General features: G+C 33.0%; 18 protein-coding genes. 6 read left to right on the top strand and 12 right to left on the bottom strand.

Annotated elements, in window-relative coordinates:
* Positions 1–65 precede the first annotated feature (65 nt).
* Positions 66–278, bottom strand: a complete 213-nt coding sequence (locus T1L09_RS04935) for a hypothetical protein (RefSeq protein WP_322549838.1) — start codon at positions 276–278, stop codon at positions 66–68.
* 173 nt (positions 279–451) lie between these two features.
* On the opposite strand from T1L09_RS04935, the gene T1L09_RS04930 reads away from it, so the two are divergent.
* Positions 452–3211: an outer membrane beta-barrel protein gene (locus tag T1L09_RS04930; RefSeq protein WP_322549837.1), complete on the top strand. Its 2760-nt coding sequence runs from the start codon at positions 452–454 to the stop codon at positions 3209–3211.
* A 74-nt stretch (positions 3212–3285) separates the two neighbouring features.
* On the opposite strand, the gene T1L09_RS04925 is transcribed toward T1L09_RS04930, so the two are convergent.
* The 5 genes from T1L09_RS04925 to T1L09_RS04905 all read right to left on the bottom strand — a co-directional run bounded on the left by T1L09_RS04925 (position 3286) and on the right by T1L09_RS04905 (position 6558).
* A complete protein-coding gene (locus tag T1L09_RS04925) occupies positions 3286–4101 on the bottom strand; it encodes a TPM domain-containing protein (protein ID WP_322549836.1) in 816 nt (271 codons plus the stop codon).
* A 1-nt stretch (position 4102) separates the two neighbouring features.
* A complete protein-coding gene (locus tag T1L09_RS04920) occupies positions 4103–4540 on the bottom strand; it encodes a TPM domain-containing protein (RefSeq protein WP_322549835.1) in 438 nt (145 codons plus the stop codon).
* A 7-nt stretch (positions 4541–4547) separates the two neighbouring features.
* Entirely contained in the window at positions 4548–5147 is a 600-nt protein-coding gene (locus T1L09_RS04915) for a LemA family protein (RefSeq protein WP_322549834.1), read from the bottom strand.
* A gap of 30 nt (positions 5148–5177) precedes the next feature.
* Positions 5178–5510 (bottom strand): MerR family transcriptional regulator, encoded by a 333-nt coding sequence (locus T1L09_RS04910; protein WP_322549833.1) that lies wholly within the window; start codon positions 5508–5510, stop codon positions 5178–5180.
* A gap of 70 nt (positions 5511–5580) precedes the next feature.
* Positions 5581–6558 (bottom strand): M23 family metallopeptidase, encoded by a 978-nt coding sequence (locus tag T1L09_RS04905; protein ID WP_322549832.1) that lies wholly within the window; start codon positions 6556–6558, stop codon positions 5581–5583.
* Between the two features lie 177 nt (positions 6559–6735).
* Between T1L09_RS04905 and alaS the strand changes: the two genes are divergently transcribed.
* Complete coding sequence (alaS, locus tag T1L09_RS04900; protein WP_322549831.1) at positions 6736–9384, top strand: alanine--tRNA ligase; 2649 nt, start codon at positions 6736–6738, stop codon at positions 9382–9384.
* Between the two features lie 9 nt (positions 9385–9393).
* Positions 9394–9849 carry a hypothetical protein gene (locus T1L09_RS04895; protein WP_322549830.1) on the top strand — a complete coding sequence of 152 codons (456 nt, stop codon included), beginning with the start codon at positions 9394–9396 and terminating at the stop codon, positions 9847–9849.
* 97 nt (positions 9850–9946) lie between these two features.
* On the opposite strand, the gene T1L09_RS04890 is transcribed toward T1L09_RS04895, so the two are convergent.
* Positions 9947–10318, bottom strand: a complete 372-nt coding sequence (locus T1L09_RS04890) for a RidA family protein (protein ID WP_322549829.1) — start codon at positions 10316–10318, stop codon at positions 9947–9949.
* A gap of 59 nt (positions 10319–10377) precedes the next feature.
* On the opposite strand from T1L09_RS04890, the gene T1L09_RS04885 reads away from it, so the two are divergent.
* Both T1L09_RS04885 and T1L09_RS04880 read left to right on the top strand, forming a co-directional pair.
* Positions 10378–11355, top strand: coding sequence for a GSCFA domain-containing protein (locus T1L09_RS04885; protein WP_322549828.1), 978 nt, complete (start codon positions 10378–10380; stop codon positions 11353–11355).
* 61 nt (positions 11356–11416) lie between these two features.
* On the top strand, positions 11417–11617 hold the full coding sequence (locus T1L09_RS04880; protein WP_322549827.1) for a hypothetical protein: 201 nt from the start codon (positions 11417–11419) through the stop codon (positions 11615–11617).
* Positions 11618–11896: 279 nt separating this feature from the next.
* On the opposite strand, the gene T1L09_RS04875 is transcribed toward T1L09_RS04880, so the two are convergent.
* Entirely contained in the window at positions 11897–13810 is a 1914-nt protein-coding gene (locus T1L09_RS04875) for an ABC transporter ATP-binding protein (RefSeq protein WP_322549826.1), read from the bottom strand.
* A gap of 66 nt (positions 13811–13876) precedes the next feature.
* Between T1L09_RS04875 and T1L09_RS04870 the strand changes: the two genes are divergently transcribed.
* Entirely contained in the window at positions 13877–14275 is a 399-nt protein-coding gene (locus T1L09_RS04870; RefSeq protein ID WP_322549825.1) for a DUF983 domain-containing protein, read from the top strand.
* Between the two features lie 28 nt (positions 14276–14303).
* Here the strand turns inward: T1L09_RS04870 and T1L09_RS04865 are convergent, their stop codons facing one another.
* The 4 genes from T1L09_RS04865 to porL all read right to left on the bottom strand — a co-directional run bounded on the left by T1L09_RS04865 (position 14304) and on the right by porL (position 18608).
* A complete protein-coding gene (locus T1L09_RS04865) occupies positions 14304–15356 on the bottom strand; it encodes an NAD(P)/FAD-dependent oxidoreductase (protein ID WP_322549824.1) in 1053 nt (350 codons plus the stop codon).
* Between the two features lie 68 nt (positions 15357–15424).
* On the bottom strand, positions 15425–16351 hold the full coding sequence (porN, locus tag T1L09_RS04860; protein ID WP_322549823.1) for a type IX secretion system ring subunit PorN/GldN: 927 nt from the start codon (positions 16349–16351) through the stop codon (positions 15425–15427).
* 40 nt (positions 16352–16391) lie between these two features.
* Positions 16392–17924: a type IX secretion system motor protein PorM/GldM gene (porM, locus tag T1L09_RS04855; protein ID WP_322549822.1), complete on the bottom strand. Its 1533-nt coding sequence runs from the start codon at positions 17922–17924 to the stop codon at positions 16392–16394.
* A gap of 48 nt (positions 17925–17972) precedes the next feature.
* Entirely contained in the window at positions 17973–18608 is a 636-nt protein-coding gene (gene porL, locus T1L09_RS04850) for a type IX secretion system motor protein PorL/GldL (protein ID WP_322549821.1), read from the bottom strand.
* Between the last annotated feature and the right edge of the window lie 45 nt (positions 18609–18653).

Here is an 18653-nt window from a genome sequence, read left to right as displayed (position 1 = left end):
CGCTTCGGATTTTTTTATTGGTTAATTATAAAAAAATATCTTTATGCCTTATCGCTTTACGAAAGCTACTCTTCAATATTTCTTGGATTGTCTTCGTACCAATTTTCAAACTTTTTTGTTGTTTGATACAAATCTTTTAAGGTTAGATAAACCATAAAAACAACTAAAAGGTTACCTACAATAAACAGAATATTGATAAAGGTGAAGCTAATAAAATCTAATTGCGCAACTGCCGCAAACACAATTAAAAATACGGTGGTAAAATAGATTGCTTTCATAATTCCTAATTTTATGGTACAAATATATTGTTTAATTATTTAATAAAAAAGTTAAACATAATAAATTTCATTGCTCCTATTTTTGTTAAAACTTTCTTAAGTAGGATTTTACTTTCATTTAATTTATTTTATTTCGCTCTTTGTTACAAATTCTAATCAACTACAAGCTAAGTATGTTCAAAAAACTAGCAATTGCCTTATTTTTATTCTGTTTTACAATAAATTACAGTCAGAACACCATTTCGTTAAAAGGAAAAATTATTGATAAATCGACTAGTTTACCTTTAGAATCGGCCACTATTTATCTAAAGTTGGCAAGTGATGAAAGTGTGATTGATTACACAATTTCTGACAAAAATGGAAACTTTGACTTCAAGACAAAAAAGAGTGAAAAGCCAGCGGTATTCATAGTTTCTTTCATTGGATACAAAGACTACTCGGAGAAATTAGAGAACTTAAACCAAGATAAAAATTTTAGTTTTGTGAAATTAACAGAAAATGTTAGTACGCTCGATGAAGTTGTTGTGCAATCAGAAGCACCGCCAATTCGAATTAAAAAAGATACGTTAGAATTCAATGCATCTTCTTTCAAAGTTAGACCTGATGCAAACGTGGAAGCGTTATTAAAACAATTGCCCGGAGTTGAAATTGATGAAGAGGGAAAAATCACGGTAAATGGAAAAGAAGTAAACAATATTTTAGTGAACGGGAAGCCATTTTTTGGTAAAGACGGAAAAATTGCGACTCAAAATCTTCCCGCGGAAATCATAGATAAAATACAAGTATCGGATACTAAAACGAAAAAAGAAGAACTTTCTGGACAAGATGCCACGTCAAACGAGAAAACAATTAACTTAACTATTCAGGAAGATAAAAACAAAGGGCAATTTGGAAAAGCGACGGCGGGCTATGGAACCAATGAACGTTACGAATCTAGTTTATTGTTTAATCATTTTAAAGACACGCAAAAAATTAGTGTTTTAGGTTCATCTAACAATATAAATTCGACCGGATTTTCAATGGATGAGATTTTTGATAATATGGGTGGTGGTCGAAACCGATCGGTTTATTATAGCGACAATGGTAGTTTTGGTATCAATGGGATGCAATTTGGGGGCAACAGTGGAATTACCAAATCGAATATGATTGGAATGAACTACGCAGACGAGTGGGCGAATAAAAAAATCAATCCAAACGGAAGTTACTATTTTACAAACGCTGAAAGTACAAATAAGAACAGAACCAATAGAATAAACTTACTTCCTACAGGAAATACCAATACTTTAGCAGCATCTGAAACTAAAACAATTTCGGATGGTCATAACTTGGCAATGGATTTTGAAATTAAATTGGACTCGACAGCTACTTTATACATAAGCCCAGGTTTTACAAAAAACGAAGTTAAGAATAGAAATACTGGCTTTGATGCTACATTTGACGAAACGGGAACGGCTTTAAATGAAAATACTAGTGACAATAGCTGGGCAAGCCAAAATAGAACATTTAAGAATAAAATAAATTTCTACAAAGAATTTAAGAAAAAAGGACGAGGAATAAGTGCCACGATAGAAAACGAAAACAGTACAAATACATCGGATTTATATACCAAAACCTCAACTCGGTTTTTTCAATCTGGAAATTTAGCTGATGAGCGTGATCAATTTCGAAATGACGATTCTAAAAAGGACAAAATTGAAGTAGAATTAGGTTATTCTGAACCTTTGCGAGATTCTTTAGTTTTTAATTTTGAAACCGTTTATTCTTATGAAAAATCAAGAGATAACCGCATTACTTATGACTTTGACAATACTTTTAACAACTATAGTAATTTCAATGGCTTATTGTCAAATGACATTACTTCTAGCATTTCCTCAGTTACACCTATGGTAGGAATAAGCATTTCGAAAAAGAAGTTTAGAGGAAGTATTTCGATGGGAACGGAAATCATAAATTTTAACAATCAATCCGATTATTTGTCAAATAAAACTAGGGTGAATAAAAAGTACATGTATCCGAAAATGAATGGCTATGTAAGTATTCCTTTAGGAAAATCGAAATCCATTTACTCGTATTATTCTTACAGTATAGATTTACCTTCAGCAAATCAGATTTTACCTTTTGAAAATTTATCAAATCCTTTGAATACAATTATTGGAAATGCTGATTTAAAACCAAGCGAAAGCTACTCACTATATTTCAATTTCAATAACTACGATTATCCTACTCGAAGCGGGTTTTACGCTTATGCTGGTGGAAAATATGACAGGAATCAAATTACAGCTAGTACAACTTATAATTCTGATTTCAAAGCCAGTACAACTTATCAAAATGTAGATGAGGCTTATAATTATTATGTTGGATTTAGCTTAAATAAATCGGTAAAGAAAGAAAAACGAACTTTGAAATATGGTTTAGGAATGCAAGCAGGCTACGATTACAATCAAGGTCTAACCAATGCAGCTTTATTTGAATCTAAAGGTTTAAGATTATCACCAAGAGCAAACATCACTTGGTCTATAGAAGATTTAATTACTATTAATCCTACTTATCGTTATACTCATATTTCAAATGATTATAGCAATTATGTAATTGATAATACGAAAAGTTTCCAACATAATGCAAAGTTAGAAATTACAACCTATTGGCCTAAAAAAGTAGTTTTAGGAAGTGATTTTGGTTACAACTACAATTCTAATATTGCAGATGGTTTTCAAAAAGATTTCTATTTATGGAATTTGAGTTTGGGTTATAATTTTTATAAGGATAAATTATTAGCAAAAGTAAAGATTTACGATGTTTTAAATCAAAATGTTAGTGCTGTTAGAACGATTACACCAACTGCCATTACAGATGCTGAAAACACCGTATTACAACAATACGCAATGTTTTCACTGACTTACAAACTAGGCAATTTTGGAGCTAAGAAAAAATAAATTAAAAAAAAACTCGTTAGCAATTACTAACGAGTTTTTTTTTATTAAAAATTTTTCTAATTATTCTTTGTTTTTTACCAACTTCCGCCGGCACCACCACCAGAAAATCCGCCACCACCGAAGCCGCCGCCAAATCCTCCTGAGCCACCGCCACCAAAACTTCCGCCGCCGCCAAAGCTTCCGCCTCCGCCACTTCGGCCTAAGCTACTTAAAATAATTATATCGGCTAAGTCAAATCCTCCTCCAGAATTATTGCCAGAGTTACCACCACCTTTTGCTCTTGAGATAATAAATAGCAAAATAGCAACAAAAATGATAATTGGTAAAATTGGAAAATCTTCTTTTTTGGAATTTTTCCTTGTTCCTTTAAATTTACCTTTTAAAACATCGAAAATTGCATCGGCTCCTTTATCTAATCCGCTGTAATAATTTCCTGCTTTAAATTCGGGTGTAATGATATTTCGGATAATTTCAGCATTTACGGCTGCTATCAAACGATCTTCAACGCCATAACCTGGAGCAATCCAAATTTTGCGCTCTTGTTTAGAAAGTAAGATTAAAATTCCGTTGTCTTCTTTTGCTTGACCAATTCCCCATTCGTGGGCCCATCTTGGTGTTAAAATTCCAATATCTTCTCCTTTTAAATCTCCAACTGTAATTACTACAATTTGTGTTGATGTGGAATCAGAGTACCGTATTAATTTTTCTTCTAACTGTTTTTCATCGGCAGGGTTCAGAACATCTTCGTAATCATAAACACTAGTTTGAAAACTAGGTTTTTTAGGAATTGTAACTTGTCCGAAAGAGAAATTAACAAAAAGGAAAAAAGCAATGACCACAAAGAAATTCTCACTTTTAAAATTGACTCTTTTAGTATTGTAATTTCTCATATTATCCTCTTGAAATTTCATTAGACAATTCGTCCTCGTCATTGGATTGATAAGGAAAGTAACTTTTTAATTGCTCACCTGCTTTTAAAATCCCTTCCACGAGGCCTTTTTTAAATTGCTTTTCTTTAAAATTAGCAATTACAACCTCTTTTGTAGTGTTCCAAAAATCAGCTGCTACTATATCGTTTATTCCTTTATCGCCAATGATTGCGAACTTTTTATCAGCCACGCATACATAAAACAAAACGCCATTTCGATCGTGGGTTTCATCCATTTTTAATTCAAAAAAAACCTCCTGAGCTCTCTCAAGAGGTGGTTTTTCTGAATGTTCTTCTATATGTACTCTAATTTCTCCCGAAGTATTATTTTCGGATGCAATAATAGCTTGAACAATTTCTTGCTCTTCCTCTTTTGTTAAGAAATCTTCGGTTTTTGACATTTTTAAGTTATTTAGCTTCTTTTTTATCAAAATTGAATTCTACTTCTGGCGCTTTTTCAGCTCCTTCCACCGATTTGAAAAATGCTTTTTCTTTAAATCCAAAAATACCAGCAAATAAACTATTTGGAAATGTTTTAATGTGATTGTTATATGGTTTTACCGCCTCATTAAAACGAGTTCTTGCCGTTAAGATTTGATTTTCAGTACTTGTAAGTTCTGCTTGCAAATTTAAAAAACCCTGATTCGCTTGTAAACTTGGATAATTTTCAACAGTTACTAATAATCTAGAAAGCGCACTTTGATTTTGACTAAATTTTTCTAGTTGTTCTGGTGTAATATTCGTAGGATCTACAACTGTTTTAGTTGCGTTTGCTCTAGCTTGAATTACGGCTTCTAAAGTACCTTTTTCATATTCCGCAGCACCTTGAACCGTTTTAACTAAATTCACAATCAAATCATTTCTTCGTTGGTAGGTAGTTTCAACATTACCCCAAGCTTCTTCAATGTTTTGGTTTAAGGTTACAGCAGTATTGTTAATTCCCTTAAAGTAGAAATAACCGATTAAAACCACGGCTCCTATAATAATCAAAGGCAAAAATTTTCTCATAATTTGAATTTTTAAAGTTTATTAATTTGTTTATAGTTGATTTTTAATTGTGTTTAATTGTTTTTTGATTGTTTTTAATTTTGCGATGATATCAAACTTATCTAAGGTTTTTTTTTGACCTTCTTTTAAATGCGTTTTTGCACCTTCTAATGTAAATCCTCGTTCTTTTACCAAATGATAAATCAATTGTAAGTTTTTAACGTCCTCTGGAGCAAACATACGGTTGCCTTTAGCGTTAGTCTTCGGTTTTAGAATATCAAACTCTTTATGCCAAAAACGAATTAAAGACGCGTTCACGTCAAAAGCCTTGGCCAGTTCGCCAATGCTGTAATATCTTTTATCAGGTGCTAAATCTAAATCCATATTTTATATTCAACTGCAATTACAAGTTCAAGAACAAGAGCAAATTTAAATTCGAGAGCAAACATTATTATTAATCCAACGATTGGTTTTCTTGATTCGCTAATTTAGAAATTTCTAAGTATTCTTTTGCAGAAATACTTCCATAATAGAAATTTAATGGATTCACGTGAACACCATCTTTTAACACTTCATAATGCAAATGGGGTGCTTGGCTTCGACCCGTACTTCCTACATAACCAATTAAATCGCCCCTTTTCACACGTTGTCCAGGTTTACAATTGTATTTACTTAAATGTGCATACAATGTTTTATAACCATAACCGTGATTTATTTCAACATGATTTCCATAACCTGAAAGCGATGCATCCGCTTTATAGATAACTCCATCTCCAGTTGCGTATATTGGAGTTCCCGTTTTTGAAGTAAAATCCATTCCGTAATGAAACTTCTTAATTTTCGTAAACGGATCACTTCGATAACCATAGCCGGAAGCCATATGTTTTAAATCTTCATTCTTAACAGGCTGAATGGCCGGAATAGCCGCCAATAATTTTTCTTTTTGTTTCGCTAATAAAACAATATCGTCTAATGATTTCGATTGAATCACTAATTCCTTAGTCAAAATATCTACTCTTTTGGTCGTATTTTCTATTAATTCCGAATTATTAAATCCTTGTAAATCTTTATATCTATTTACGCCTCCAAAACCAGCTTTTCGCTCTTCATCCGAAATGGGCATTGTGTTAAAATAAATTCGATAGATATTGTTATCTCTATTTTCTACCGCGGCCAAAACTTCATCCATCAAATCTAATTTCTTATTTAAGACTTTATAATTTAATTGCAAAACTTCAATCTCTCTAGCTTGAATCTTATCTTTTGGCGTTTCGAAGTAACTCGTATTGATTAATAGCAAAAAAATTAAAAAACCAAACAACGCAGAAGAAACTAAAAACAGTACGATATAGCCAAATTTCTTTCTTTTTTTGGTTTGTACGCGTTTATAAGCTAAATTTTCTGAATCGTAATAATATTTTACCTTAGACATATATTAAAATGTACTATTTTTGTGCCAAATTTTTAATTGGTAGTAGTTATACGAACAAATTTATGAAATGTTTCATTCTTATACTATTTTATTTTTGAGACGCGTTGCATTTATAAAGAATATAATTTCTACAAATTACTACCCATTAAATTTTAATTTTCAACTAAATTACTGATAATGAAATCACAAGACATTAGAAAAGCTTATTTACAATTTTTTGAATCGAAAGACCATTTAATTGTTCCTTCTGCGCCCATTGTTTTAAAAGACGACCCAACCTTGATGTTCAATAATTCGGGTATGGCCCAATTTAAAGAATACTTTTTAGGAAACGGAACGCCAAAAAGCAAGAGAATCGCCGATACGCAAAAATGTCTTCGTGTTTCAGGAAAACATAACGATTTAGAAGATGTAGGTTTTGATACTTATCATCATACTATGTTTGAAATGTTAGGAAATTGGTCTTTTGGTGATTATTTCAAAAAAGAAGCAATTGACTGGGCTTGGGAATTTTTAACCGAAGTCTTAAATTTAGATAAAGATCGTTTATACGTTTCTGTTTTCGAAGGAAATCCGGCTGAAAATGTACCGTTTGACCAAGAAGCTTTTGATTTATGGAAGCAATACGTTTCAGAAGACCGCATTATTTTAGGAAATAAGAAAGATAATTTCTGGGAAATGGGCGATCAAGGACCTTGTGGACCGTGTTCTGAAATTCACATCGATTTGCGTACGGATGCAGAAAGAGCAGCCGTTTCTGGAAGAGATTTAGTCAATGCAGACCATCCGCAAGTAGTGGAAATTTGGAATAATGTATTTATGGAATTTAACCGTAAGGCTGATGGTTCTCTAGAAAAATTACCTGCACAACACGTTGATACCGGAATGGGATTTGAGCGTTTGTGTATGGCGATGCAAAACGTAACTTCAAATTACGACACCGATGTTTTTACGCCACTTATTGCTAAAGTTGAAGAAATTACAGGATTAAAATATACCCCAAATAGTGTCGCTCTGAGCGGAGTCGAAGAGTCAGAAGAACAAAACAAAACCAATATTGCGATTCGTGTGGTGGTGGATCACGTTCGTGCGGTAGCTTTTGCTATTGCTGACGGTCAATTGCCATCAAACACTGGAGCTGGTTATGTAATTCGTAGAATTTTACGTCGTGCTATTCGTTATGGCTTTACGTTTTTAGGAACAAAAGAACCGTTTATCAATAAATTAGTTGAAGTTTTAGCGAATCAAATGGGCGAGTTTTTCCCAGAGATTAAATCGCAACAACAATTAGTAACTAATGTGATTCGTGAAGAAGAAGCTTCTTTCTTAAGAACTTTAGAACAAGGATTGCAATTAGTAGATAAAGTAATTGCAGAAACAAAAGGAAAACAAGTTGATGGTGCAAAAGCATTTGAATTGTATGATACTTTTGGATTTCCAATTGACTTAACGGCTTTAATTCTTCGTGAAAAAGGCTATGAATTAGATGAGGCTGGATTTGACAAAGCAATGCAAGAACAAAAAGCACGTTCTCGTGCGGCATCTGTGGTTTCAACGGAAGATTGGTCAGTATTAATTCCAGGAAATGTTGAAACTTTTGTTGGATACGATAAAACGGAAAACGATGTAAAAATCACAAGAATTCGTAAAGTTGATTCTAAAAAAGATGGAATTTTATACCAAATCGTTTTAGACAACACTCCTTTTTATCCAGAAGGTGGTGGACAAGTGGGCGATAAAGGAACATTAGTTTCGGCAAATGAAACGATTGAAATTATCGACACGAAAAAAGAAAATAACCTGATTTTACATTTCGCAAAACAACTTCCAGAAAATGTTGAAGCTAATTTTGTGGCGAAAGTAAATACGGATTTAAGAACTTCGACTTCTAAAAATCACTCGGCTACGCATTTGATGCACGAAGGTTTGCGAACGATTCTTGGAACGCACGTAGAACAAAAAGGATCTTTAGTGAATCCGAATTATTTACGTTTCGACTTTTCGCATTTTTCTAAAGTTACGGATAATGAAATTAAACAAGTTGAAGCTTTTGTAAATGCTAGAATTGAAGCACAATTGCAATTAGTAGAACATCGAAATATTCCAATTCAGGAAGCATTAGACAAAGGTGCAATGGCTTTATTTGGCGAAAAATATGGCGATAATGTTCGTATGATTGAGTTTGGAAGCAGTAAAGAATTATGTGGTGGAATTCACGTGAAAAACACAGCTGATATTTGGCATTTTAAGATTATTTCTGAAGGAGCAGTAGCTGCAGGAATTCGTCGTGTGGAAGCGATTACGGGTGAAGCGGTGAAAGATTTCTATACGAATAATGAAAATATGTTAGCTAAAATCAAGGAAACTTTGAAAAATCCGCAAGATGTTTTAAAATCGGTTGTTAGCTTACAGGACGATAATGCGAAGTTAAAAAAACAACTAGAGCAATTATTAAAAGAGAAAATTGAAGGTTTGAAAAATACTTTAGTTGCTGATTTCCAAGAAATCAATGACGTTAACTTTTTAGCAAAACAAGTTGATTTATCGATGAGTGCAACTAAAGATTTAGCTCAAGCTATTGGAACTTCTAAACCAAATACATTTGTGTTTTTAGCATCTGTTGAAGATAATACGCCAAATATTCATTGTTATATTTCGAAAGAATTAGTGGCTTCAAAAGGGTTAAATGCTGGAAATGTGATTCGTGAATTAGGAAAACTAATTGATGGAAATGGTGGAGGCCAACCTTTCTTCGCATCAGGAAAAGGGAAGAATGTAGGTGGAATTAAGGAGGCTTTAGATAAAGCAGTAGATTTTATAAACTAATACTGGCATATGAAATATTCCTTATTTATAGTGATTTTATTTTTGATTCCGTTTGAAATAGCTGCGCAAAACCGACAGGATATGACCATAGAGCGTATTGCTATCCATTCAGAATCTCTTAGATCACAAAAAAATTATGAGTCACTTAGAAATAGTAAAAACAACAATTCATTAAGAGAAGAGTATCTTGCCCAAAAAACGGCTAAAAAAGATAAAAAGATAGCCGAAAATGAAAAAGCACAAGAAGATTTATCGTTGCTAAACAATGAATTAAATACTGTTAAAGATTCAAAAGATAAAGAGAAAATTCAGAGAAAAATTGACAAATTAGAATCGAAAATAAAAGAAAACGAATCTTTCATCAAATCAGCTACGGAAACAATTGAAGTATTAAAAATTTCAATTGAAAGTGAAAAAGTTGAAGAAGTTGAAGAAGAAGCAAAAACAAAAAAGAAAGATGATTAATAAATAAACATCCAAAGTATGCTTTTTGTTTCTAAAAACACATCGCAATAAATCAATACTAAAATCCCGATAAGTTTATTATTTATCGGGATTTTTTTTATGCTATCACGGCAATCGCTTCTACTTCTATCAACCATTCTTTATTTCCCAAAGCTTGAATTCCGACTAATGTGCTTGCGGGATAATTTTCAGTTCCCAGAAATTCTTTTCTTACTTTTCTGAAAATTGGTAAATCAGTTTCTGGTTGGAAGTTTACGATATACGTATTCATTTTTACAACGTCTTTGAAAGTTGCATTCGCTTGATGCAATTGCTTTTCTAGATTTTTAAAAGTGGCAAGCGTTTGGCTTTCTAAATCAGTTCCTTCTCCGATTTGTCCCGAAATGTAAAGTGTTTTGTAATTTCCTGTTTTTACGATTACGGTTTGCGAAAATCCTTCGCTGGGATCAATATATTCTTTTTGTATCATATTTTTTGAGCTAAATGGAATGTAAAATTAGTAGTTTAATTCTAAAAACTAATCTAAATTTGAAGTCTAAACTTATCAATTTGCAATTCACGACAAAAATACCCATCGGAAAATTCGAAAACCCAATTACTTATGAAAGTAAGCTTTTGGCTTTGGGTTCTTGTTTTTCAGAAAATATAGCGGAAAAATTTCAGTATTATAAATTTCAAACGGCGACAAATCCTTTTGGGATCATTTTTAATCCGGTTTCGATTGAGAATTTGATAAAAAGAGCTGTGAATAAACTTGATTTTACGGAAAGCGATATTTTCTTTCACAACGAACTTTGGCATTGTTATGAAGTGCATTCGGAATTATCGAATTCGGATAAAGATGTTTTTTTAAATACGTTGAATAAACTTATTGCCACAACTCATAACCAAATTCTATCGTTGACGCATTGTTTTATTACCCTTGGAACGTCGTGGGTTTATCGAAATGTTGGATCAAAGCAAATTGTTGCGAATTGTCATAAAGTGCCGCAAAAGGAGTTTACTAAAGAATTGTTGTCTTTTGCCGTAATTGAGGAAAGTTTAGCGAATATTATTAATTTAATTCATTCTATAAACCCGAATTGTACTGTAATTTTTACGGTTTCGCCGGTTCGTCATATCAAAGATGGTTTTGTCGAAAATACGTTGAGTAAAGCACATTTGATTACGGCGTTGCAAAGCGTTTTGAAAACTGAAAACTGCTCACTGAATACTGAATACTTTCCTTCGTTCGAAATTATGATGGATGAATTACGTGATTATCGTTTTTATGCGGATGATTTATTGCATCCGAGTAAAATGGCGGTTGATTATATTTGGGAACGTTTTGCTAAAGCGATGATTTCCGATGAAAGTCAATTGACGATGGAAGAAATTGCTACGATTCAGAAAGGATTGGCTCACCGACCTTTTAATCCGAATACGGAAAGTCATTTGCGATTTGTGGCAAATGTGAATGAAAAAATTGCAAAAATTCGTTCGCAGTTTCCTTTTATATCGTTTTAAAACTAATTCATACTAAAATGCGTTACTTTTCGTTTTTAAATAAGACTTAAAAAACTAAACTATGAAAAAGATACTTTTAAATATACTGACTGTTGCAACTGTTATTACGACGGTAGGTTTTATTATGGATGGCGATGTGAAAGAACCTAGTATGCTAATGCGTTTTGTGGAATTTTTTATGATGGTTGGAATCATTTTTACGCTGATTTCAATTGTTTATTTTGGAATTAGTTTTGCTAGAAGAAGTTTTTTGAAAGCGTAATTTTATTTACTAAACATTCCGAAGAAACTAAATTATATAAAAATTCCTGAAACATTCCGGGAGTTTGCCCCAGATCGAAGTGGAAATCCTTTTGTTAAATAAAATTTATTTTTGTTGTTATAAAAAAGCGACCTAAGAAGCTCTTTTTATGACTTATAAAAATTTTTTTATTTGCAAAAGATTGTAACGCAGAGCTGGAAATAGGCCCAAAAAAAACACAAACTAATACTTATAAAAAGTAAAAATTTGTGTTATTCTTGTGAAAAATGCAATTTGCAATTAACTATTTAAGACTTCGATTTCTAATTGGACTTTTTCCCAGTCGGATAAAAGTTGTTCTAATTCTTTCTTTTTCTTTTCGTATGCCATAAAAAACTTAGCATCTTCAACGTGTTTGTCGTAGTTTGAAGCCAACGCTTTATCGTCTTGCTGAATGTCTTTTTCCAGCTGTTTGATTTGACTTTCGACTTTGCTCAACTTGTTTTGTAGTGATTTGGCTTTCTTTTGGTCTTCGTATGAAATGCTTTTTTGAGCTTTATCAACTTTGGATGAAACCACGTCTTTTTGTTCAATTTCACGCATATTCATTGCGTTTTTTTGCTCTAAGAAGAAATTGATATCGCCCAAATATTCTCTAATTTTCTGATCTTTGAATTCGTACACCAAATTCGACATTCCTTGCAAGAAGTCACGGTCGTGAGAAACCAACAGCAAGGTTCCTTCAAACTGCTTTAAAGCGGCTTTTAAAACGTTTTTTGACTTAATATCCAAGTGATTCGTAGGTTCGTCCATTACCAAAACGTTAATCGGTTGCAAAAGTAATTTACAAAGTGCCAAACGATTTCGCTCGCCTCCCGAAAGTACTTTTACTTTTTTCTCCACATCATCGCCGCGGAATAAAAACGAACCTAACATATCACGAACTTTCGAACGATTGGTGTCGGTTGCAGCGTCTTCCATTGTTTGCAACAACGTGATTTCACCATTTAAATATTCGGCTTGGTTTTGTGCGAAGTAACCCAATTGCACATTATGACCCATTTTTATAGACCCTTCATATTCAAATTCGTTAACAATTGCTTTCATAAAAGTCGACTTTCCTTGGCCATTTTGACCCACGAAAGCAATTTTACTGCCGCGTTCCACTAAAAGTGAAATATCTTTTAAAATTACTTTATCGCCATAAGCTTTTGTAACGTGTTCGGCTTCGACAACAACTCTTCCAGGAGTTTGTGAAACAGGAAACGAAATGTTCATTACTGAATTATCGTCTTCATCAACTTCGATTCTTTCTACTTTATCTAATTTTTTGATTAACGATTGTGCCATTGATGCCTTAGAAGCTTTTGCTCTAAATTTCTCGATTAACCTTTCTGTTTCTTCAATTTTCTTAGCTTGATTTTTTTGCGTAGCCAATTGCTTTTCGCGAATTTCCTCTCTTAAAAGTAAATATTGTGAATAAGGTTTGTTGAAATCATACGCTTTTCCCAAAGAAATTTCAATCGTACGATTTGTTACATTATCTAAAAACATTTTATCGTGCGAAACAATTACGACTACGCCCGAGAAATTACGTAAAAATCCTTCTAACCAAATGATACTTTCAATATCCAAGTGATTCGTAGGCTCATCTAAAAGTAAAATATCGTTTGATTGCAATAATAATTTTGCCAATTCAATACGCATACGCCATCCACCGGAAAACGTACTGGTTAAATTATCAAAATCTTCGCGTTTGAAACCTAATCCCAAAAGGATTTTTTCGCTATCACCAACGTAATTGTAACCGCCTAAAACTTCGTACAAATGCGTAACATCGCTCAATTCTTCGATTAGGTCAGAATAGTACTGACTTTCATAATCGGTTCTTGTAACTAATTGGTGATTGATTTCGTCGATTCTGAATTCAGCTCTTTTTATTTCGGCGAACGCCTGATACGCTTCTTCCAAAACGGTTCTTCCTTCTTCGAAATCGATGTCTTGACGAAGAAATCCCATCCTAACTTCTTTCTCAGTTGCGATAACGCCACTATCGGGTTTAAAATCGCCAGCAAGCATTTTCAACATCGTTGATTTTCCTGCACCGTTTTTTCCTACAAGTCCTACTCTATCGCCAGAGCCTAATCTAAAAGTTACGTCTTCAAAAAGAAATGTTCCACCAAATGAAACCGATAAATTGTGTATGTTCAGCATATTTTTGTAACAATTATTACACGAAAGGTTGTTATAAATTATACCTTTGTGCAAAATAATCTGCAAATGTTAAAAAAAGGATCCATATTAAATAGTATTTTAACAGGAAGTTGTCCAAAATGTCACGAAGAATCGATGTATTTGGATCAAAACCCGTATAATATCGGAAATGTTTACAAAATGCACGAAAGATGTTCTCATTGCAATACCAAATATGACATGGAACCTTCGTTCTTTTATGGAGCGATGTATGTGAGTTATGGTTTGGGAATTGCTTTTGGAGTTGCAGCTTTCGTAATCTGTTATTTTTTCGTCGGAGCGAAAAGTTTGATTACTAATTTTATTGCCATTTGTGTAACATTAGTAGTTTTTATGCCGCTCATTATGCGGTTGTCTCGCAATATTTGGATTAACTTTTTCATTACTTATGATAAAGATTGGGAGCAGCACAAAAAAATTAAATAATTAAAAACTATAAAAAAAGTCGAAATTTTTAATTTCGACTTTTTTTATAACAACGTTCAATGTTAATTTCGTTTTCTAAGGGAGCACCGTTTTCAATATGTTGAAATAATTGGTTGGCTAAATATGGTCCGAGCATTACCCCACGAGTTCCTAGACCATTTAGAACGTGTAATTGCAGATGAATCGGATGCGTGCCAACCAAAGGCCTTCTGTCTTTAACGGTGGGACGAACGCCAGCAAAATGTTCTACTATTTCAAAATCACAAGAAATTAGTTCTTTCAACTTATCTACTAATTCTTTTTTTCCTTCTTCCGTTGGATTATTAGTTTTGTCTTTCCAATCATAAGTTGCCCCTACTTTGTACAAATCATTTCCAATAGGTAAAATAAAAACGCTGGATTTGATGATAACATCTAAATGCAAATTCGGTGCCTTAATTATTAGTAATTCCCCTTTGGTTCCGTCTAAAGGTAAATCATTGAAAAAAGGATTGGCATGTAATCCAAAACCTTCTGCAAAAATTATATTTTTAGCTTGAATATCTTTGTATTGAATTCCACTTTCTAAAAATTGGATTTCATTGTAGTCGAAAGCTTCGGTAGAATAGCAATTTAAAGATTTCAAATACTTAGAATAAGATTCGATTAATGTTGAAATTTCTAAATAACCTGTATGATTTACTTTTCCATAATGAAAGGGAGAATCGATCGCATCATATTTTTGTTTAGACAATTTAGGATCTAAAAAAGGAGCTAAATTGAGTTTATCTGCGGCTTGAAACCAATTATTTTGTTCTTCGATAGAAAATAATTTTCTAAGAATAGGCAATTCATAATCGAAAATTACATTTAATCGAGATTGAATATTATGATACAAGGGAAAAGCAAACTCAATTTGTTCTTTGGCTTTCCACACTTCACTAAAGCGTTTTAAGACAACCGGATTATATAAACCCCCTGCAACTTTAGATGAAGGTTGCGAATTGTTATCAAATACAAAAATGGATTTGTTATTTTGCAAAGCAATTTCTGAAAAAGAAATGCCTGCCAAACCATTGCCTACAACTATAAAATCTATCATGGTGTAAAATTAAAAAAAAACTCTTATCGTTTGATAAGAGTTTTTTAAATGAAATTGGAGAAATACTACTAATAATTCCACATATCTTGTTCGAAGTCGCGAATTTTCTCTTTTACGCGTTCCGATTCTAATAACTGCATTTGTGCATTTTCTTTCATATAATCTTTGATTAAACGATCGCCATACACATTTTCTTCTAAATAAATCATACCACTAAAACGACGTGCGTTTAATAAATGGTCAAAAGTAAACGAAGTTGCAGAGTTTCTGTTATTAAAAGCCTTAGCTTCATGTAACACATCTCTTGACGCTGGTAAATATACCCAGAATAAATCAATGTATTCCTTTTCCTCATTGTTCATAGTATAAACATCTGGAACAACAGGACAGATCCCTAGCATACGATATTTTAATTCACCTTGACGTTTGTCAAAATACCAATATCCTACCACTTTGTAAGCATTCACAGCATCGGCTTCGATTTCAGTTTTTCTGATATATTCCTCAGAAATTTGTTTCTTACCTGATCGGTATGCTTCAATATCCTCATTCATTTGATCTCTACCAACATCCGTAGTATCTACTGTGAACAATGAAGATTCAATATCTTTCAAAGTTTTCTTAGTTGTAAAATAACTTGAGTCATAAACTTCCGTTATTTTTCCTTCTTTTATAGCAGAAATTAATACGTTGTATAAAGGTCTTCTGTCTGGAGATGACATAACATCACCTTCCACAGGATAATAAAGAGGAAAGTTTACTCTTTCATCTAAGTCGATAATTTCCCAAATACGCTTACCCATCAAGATATCTCTATCGTGTACATAACCGTATGGTAATGGTTTATCATTGTCTGCACTTAATTCTGCTTCCGTTTTTTTCCCGATTTGATCAGGTGTTTTAGCATTTAAAAGATTAGACTGAGCAAAGGTAAAAGTTGAACTTAAACCTAATGCTAAAATTGCAATACTATTTCTCCAATTCATTTTATTCATTTTTATTTGGTCTAATTAGTTAAACACAAATTATTGATATTTATTGTATTTCGTAAGTACAAGCAGAAACTCTTTTTGCTAACTGATCAATACCTGAAAAACTAGCTTTAATTTCAGAAATAACAACAACATCACCTTTAGATGCTTTCGCTATCGCTGCTCTCGCTCTTCCGTCCATTTTACTTCCTGAAACTACAATAGTAGGCTGACCAGGAACTTTAATATTGAACTGCGTTACATTAACACTAACAGGAAAATCGAAATCTTCCATAATTGCAGTAACAGAACAAACTTCTAAATTAGATTTTGGACCTTTGTTAGCAGTGTTACCACCAACTTTACCAGTTGGAGCAGGTAAACCTTTAATTCTAAATACTTGCGCACTAGACATTGCCTTACCGTCAGGCATTGTAGCATTAACTGTAATTTTTACTTCACTTCCTGAACCTGCGTTTAACATAAATTTACCGTCACCTACTTTTGTCATTCCAGGCGCTGAAGCATTAACTTTATTAGATGCAATTCCCGGAACAGAGATAGAAATAGGGTTAGGAACACCGCGATAAACAACGTTCATTTTGTCTGCTGAAATAATCGCTTGGTTAGGTCTTGGAACTACAACATAGGTACCTTTAAATTCTAACGGAATTTCTTTTCCATCTTCTAAAAATCCGAATTTTCCAGTAAAATTTTGTTCTCCAATTCCACCAGCGGTCATAGAAATAACAGCTTGACCATTTTCAATTTTACCAGGACCAGCGAAAGAAGTAGGAACTGTATTAGCATCGTAACGACCTAAAACAACTTTACCTGTAACTTGTTCCCCAGCAAAATATGCATTTTTATCTAAAACCACAATTGCTTGAAAGTTTTTCATAGAAGCTGCAGATTGTAATGCATTTCCTAAGAATAAGTTATAAGCGCCTGCTTCTGTGTTTTTAACATCATTTTGCATTGAAGTAATGAAAGTTAACGTAGAAACAGCTGGAAATCCTTTTGCTTTGTAATCTAAATATTTAATACTTACCCCTTCTCTGTTTTTGATATTTGCTGTAGAAAATTTATTTTCAAGTTCTTTAATAAATGGTGCGTATTTAACATCATTACCAAGAACTTTTTTAATATCAGCAACGTATTTATCGATACCTCCTACGATTTCTTTACCTCTTGGGCTATAACCGTCACCTTGAAACCACTTTTCATCTACAGTAGATCGGTCCATTGTTTCGAAAGGCAATTTACCTGTTTTCGCGTCAACTTCAAATCCTTCTGTAACTTCTTTCTTTACTTTTTCTAAGAAAGTAACGAAATCTTTAGAAATTTTAGAAACTTCCGCCGCTTTTTTTGCAGGTTCTGCATACTTAGCAGGCTCATCGCTTGCTTTTGTATTTAATGCAGTTAACAAAGACGCGTTAGATTGTTCTGTTAATCTGTTTGATTCGTCAAATTTATCATTGAAATTACCAAAAGCTGTTAATACTTCTTTTGACATATTTAATGCTAACATCGCGATGAAAACCAGATACATTAGGTTAATCATCTTCTGTCTAGGGGTTAATTTTCCTCCTGCCATTTTGTTTTTAAATTAGTTTTAATTAATAAATTGTAATGATAAAACTAATTATCCTCTGTTACTCATAGCAGTAAGCATTCCACCATAAACTGCATTTAATGAAGCAATATTTGAAGTCATTGACTGCATTTGCTCTTTTAATTTAGCTGCGTTGTCTGCGATATCTTTATTAGCTTGTGCATTTCTGTCAGCACTTTCTAATTGTACTTTGTATAAACCGTTTAAAGCTTCCATTTGAGCAGCTGCAGCTGTCATTTCTTCAGCATATTTCTTTTGACCAGCCATAGCATCTACAGTTGGAGAAATAGATTTAGCAGCACCTTCGAAGTTTTTAATACTATTCCCTAAACTTGCCATTAATTCACCATCAATTTTAGCTTCTTTCAACATAGAATCTAATTTTTGAGATAATAAACCTTGCGCTTCAGTTGGGTTTTCTTTTTTTGCAGCTTTAGGAGAAACCTCTCCGCCAGCTAATTCTGGGTAAACTAAAGACCAGTCTAAGTCTTTATCGACAGGTTCAAAAGCAGATAAAGCAAAAATTGCAGCCTCTGTTAATAATCCTACAATAAGCATGATATCAGCTCCAGGCCAGTGTTGTAATTTAAACAAAGCTCCAACGATTACTACTGCTGCTCCCATTCCGTAAAGGAATCCCATTGCTTTTTTGCTAATTAATGCCATAATAAATAAATTTTTTAGTTAGTTAAGTTAATTTGTATAATAAAA

Source organism: Flavobacterium psychraquaticum, assembly GCF_034497725.1.
GTDB lineage: Bacteria > Bacteroidota > Bacteroidia > Flavobacteriales > Flavobacteriaceae > Flavobacterium > Flavobacterium psychraquaticum.
This window is presented reverse-complemented; position numbering and strand designations above follow the sequence as displayed.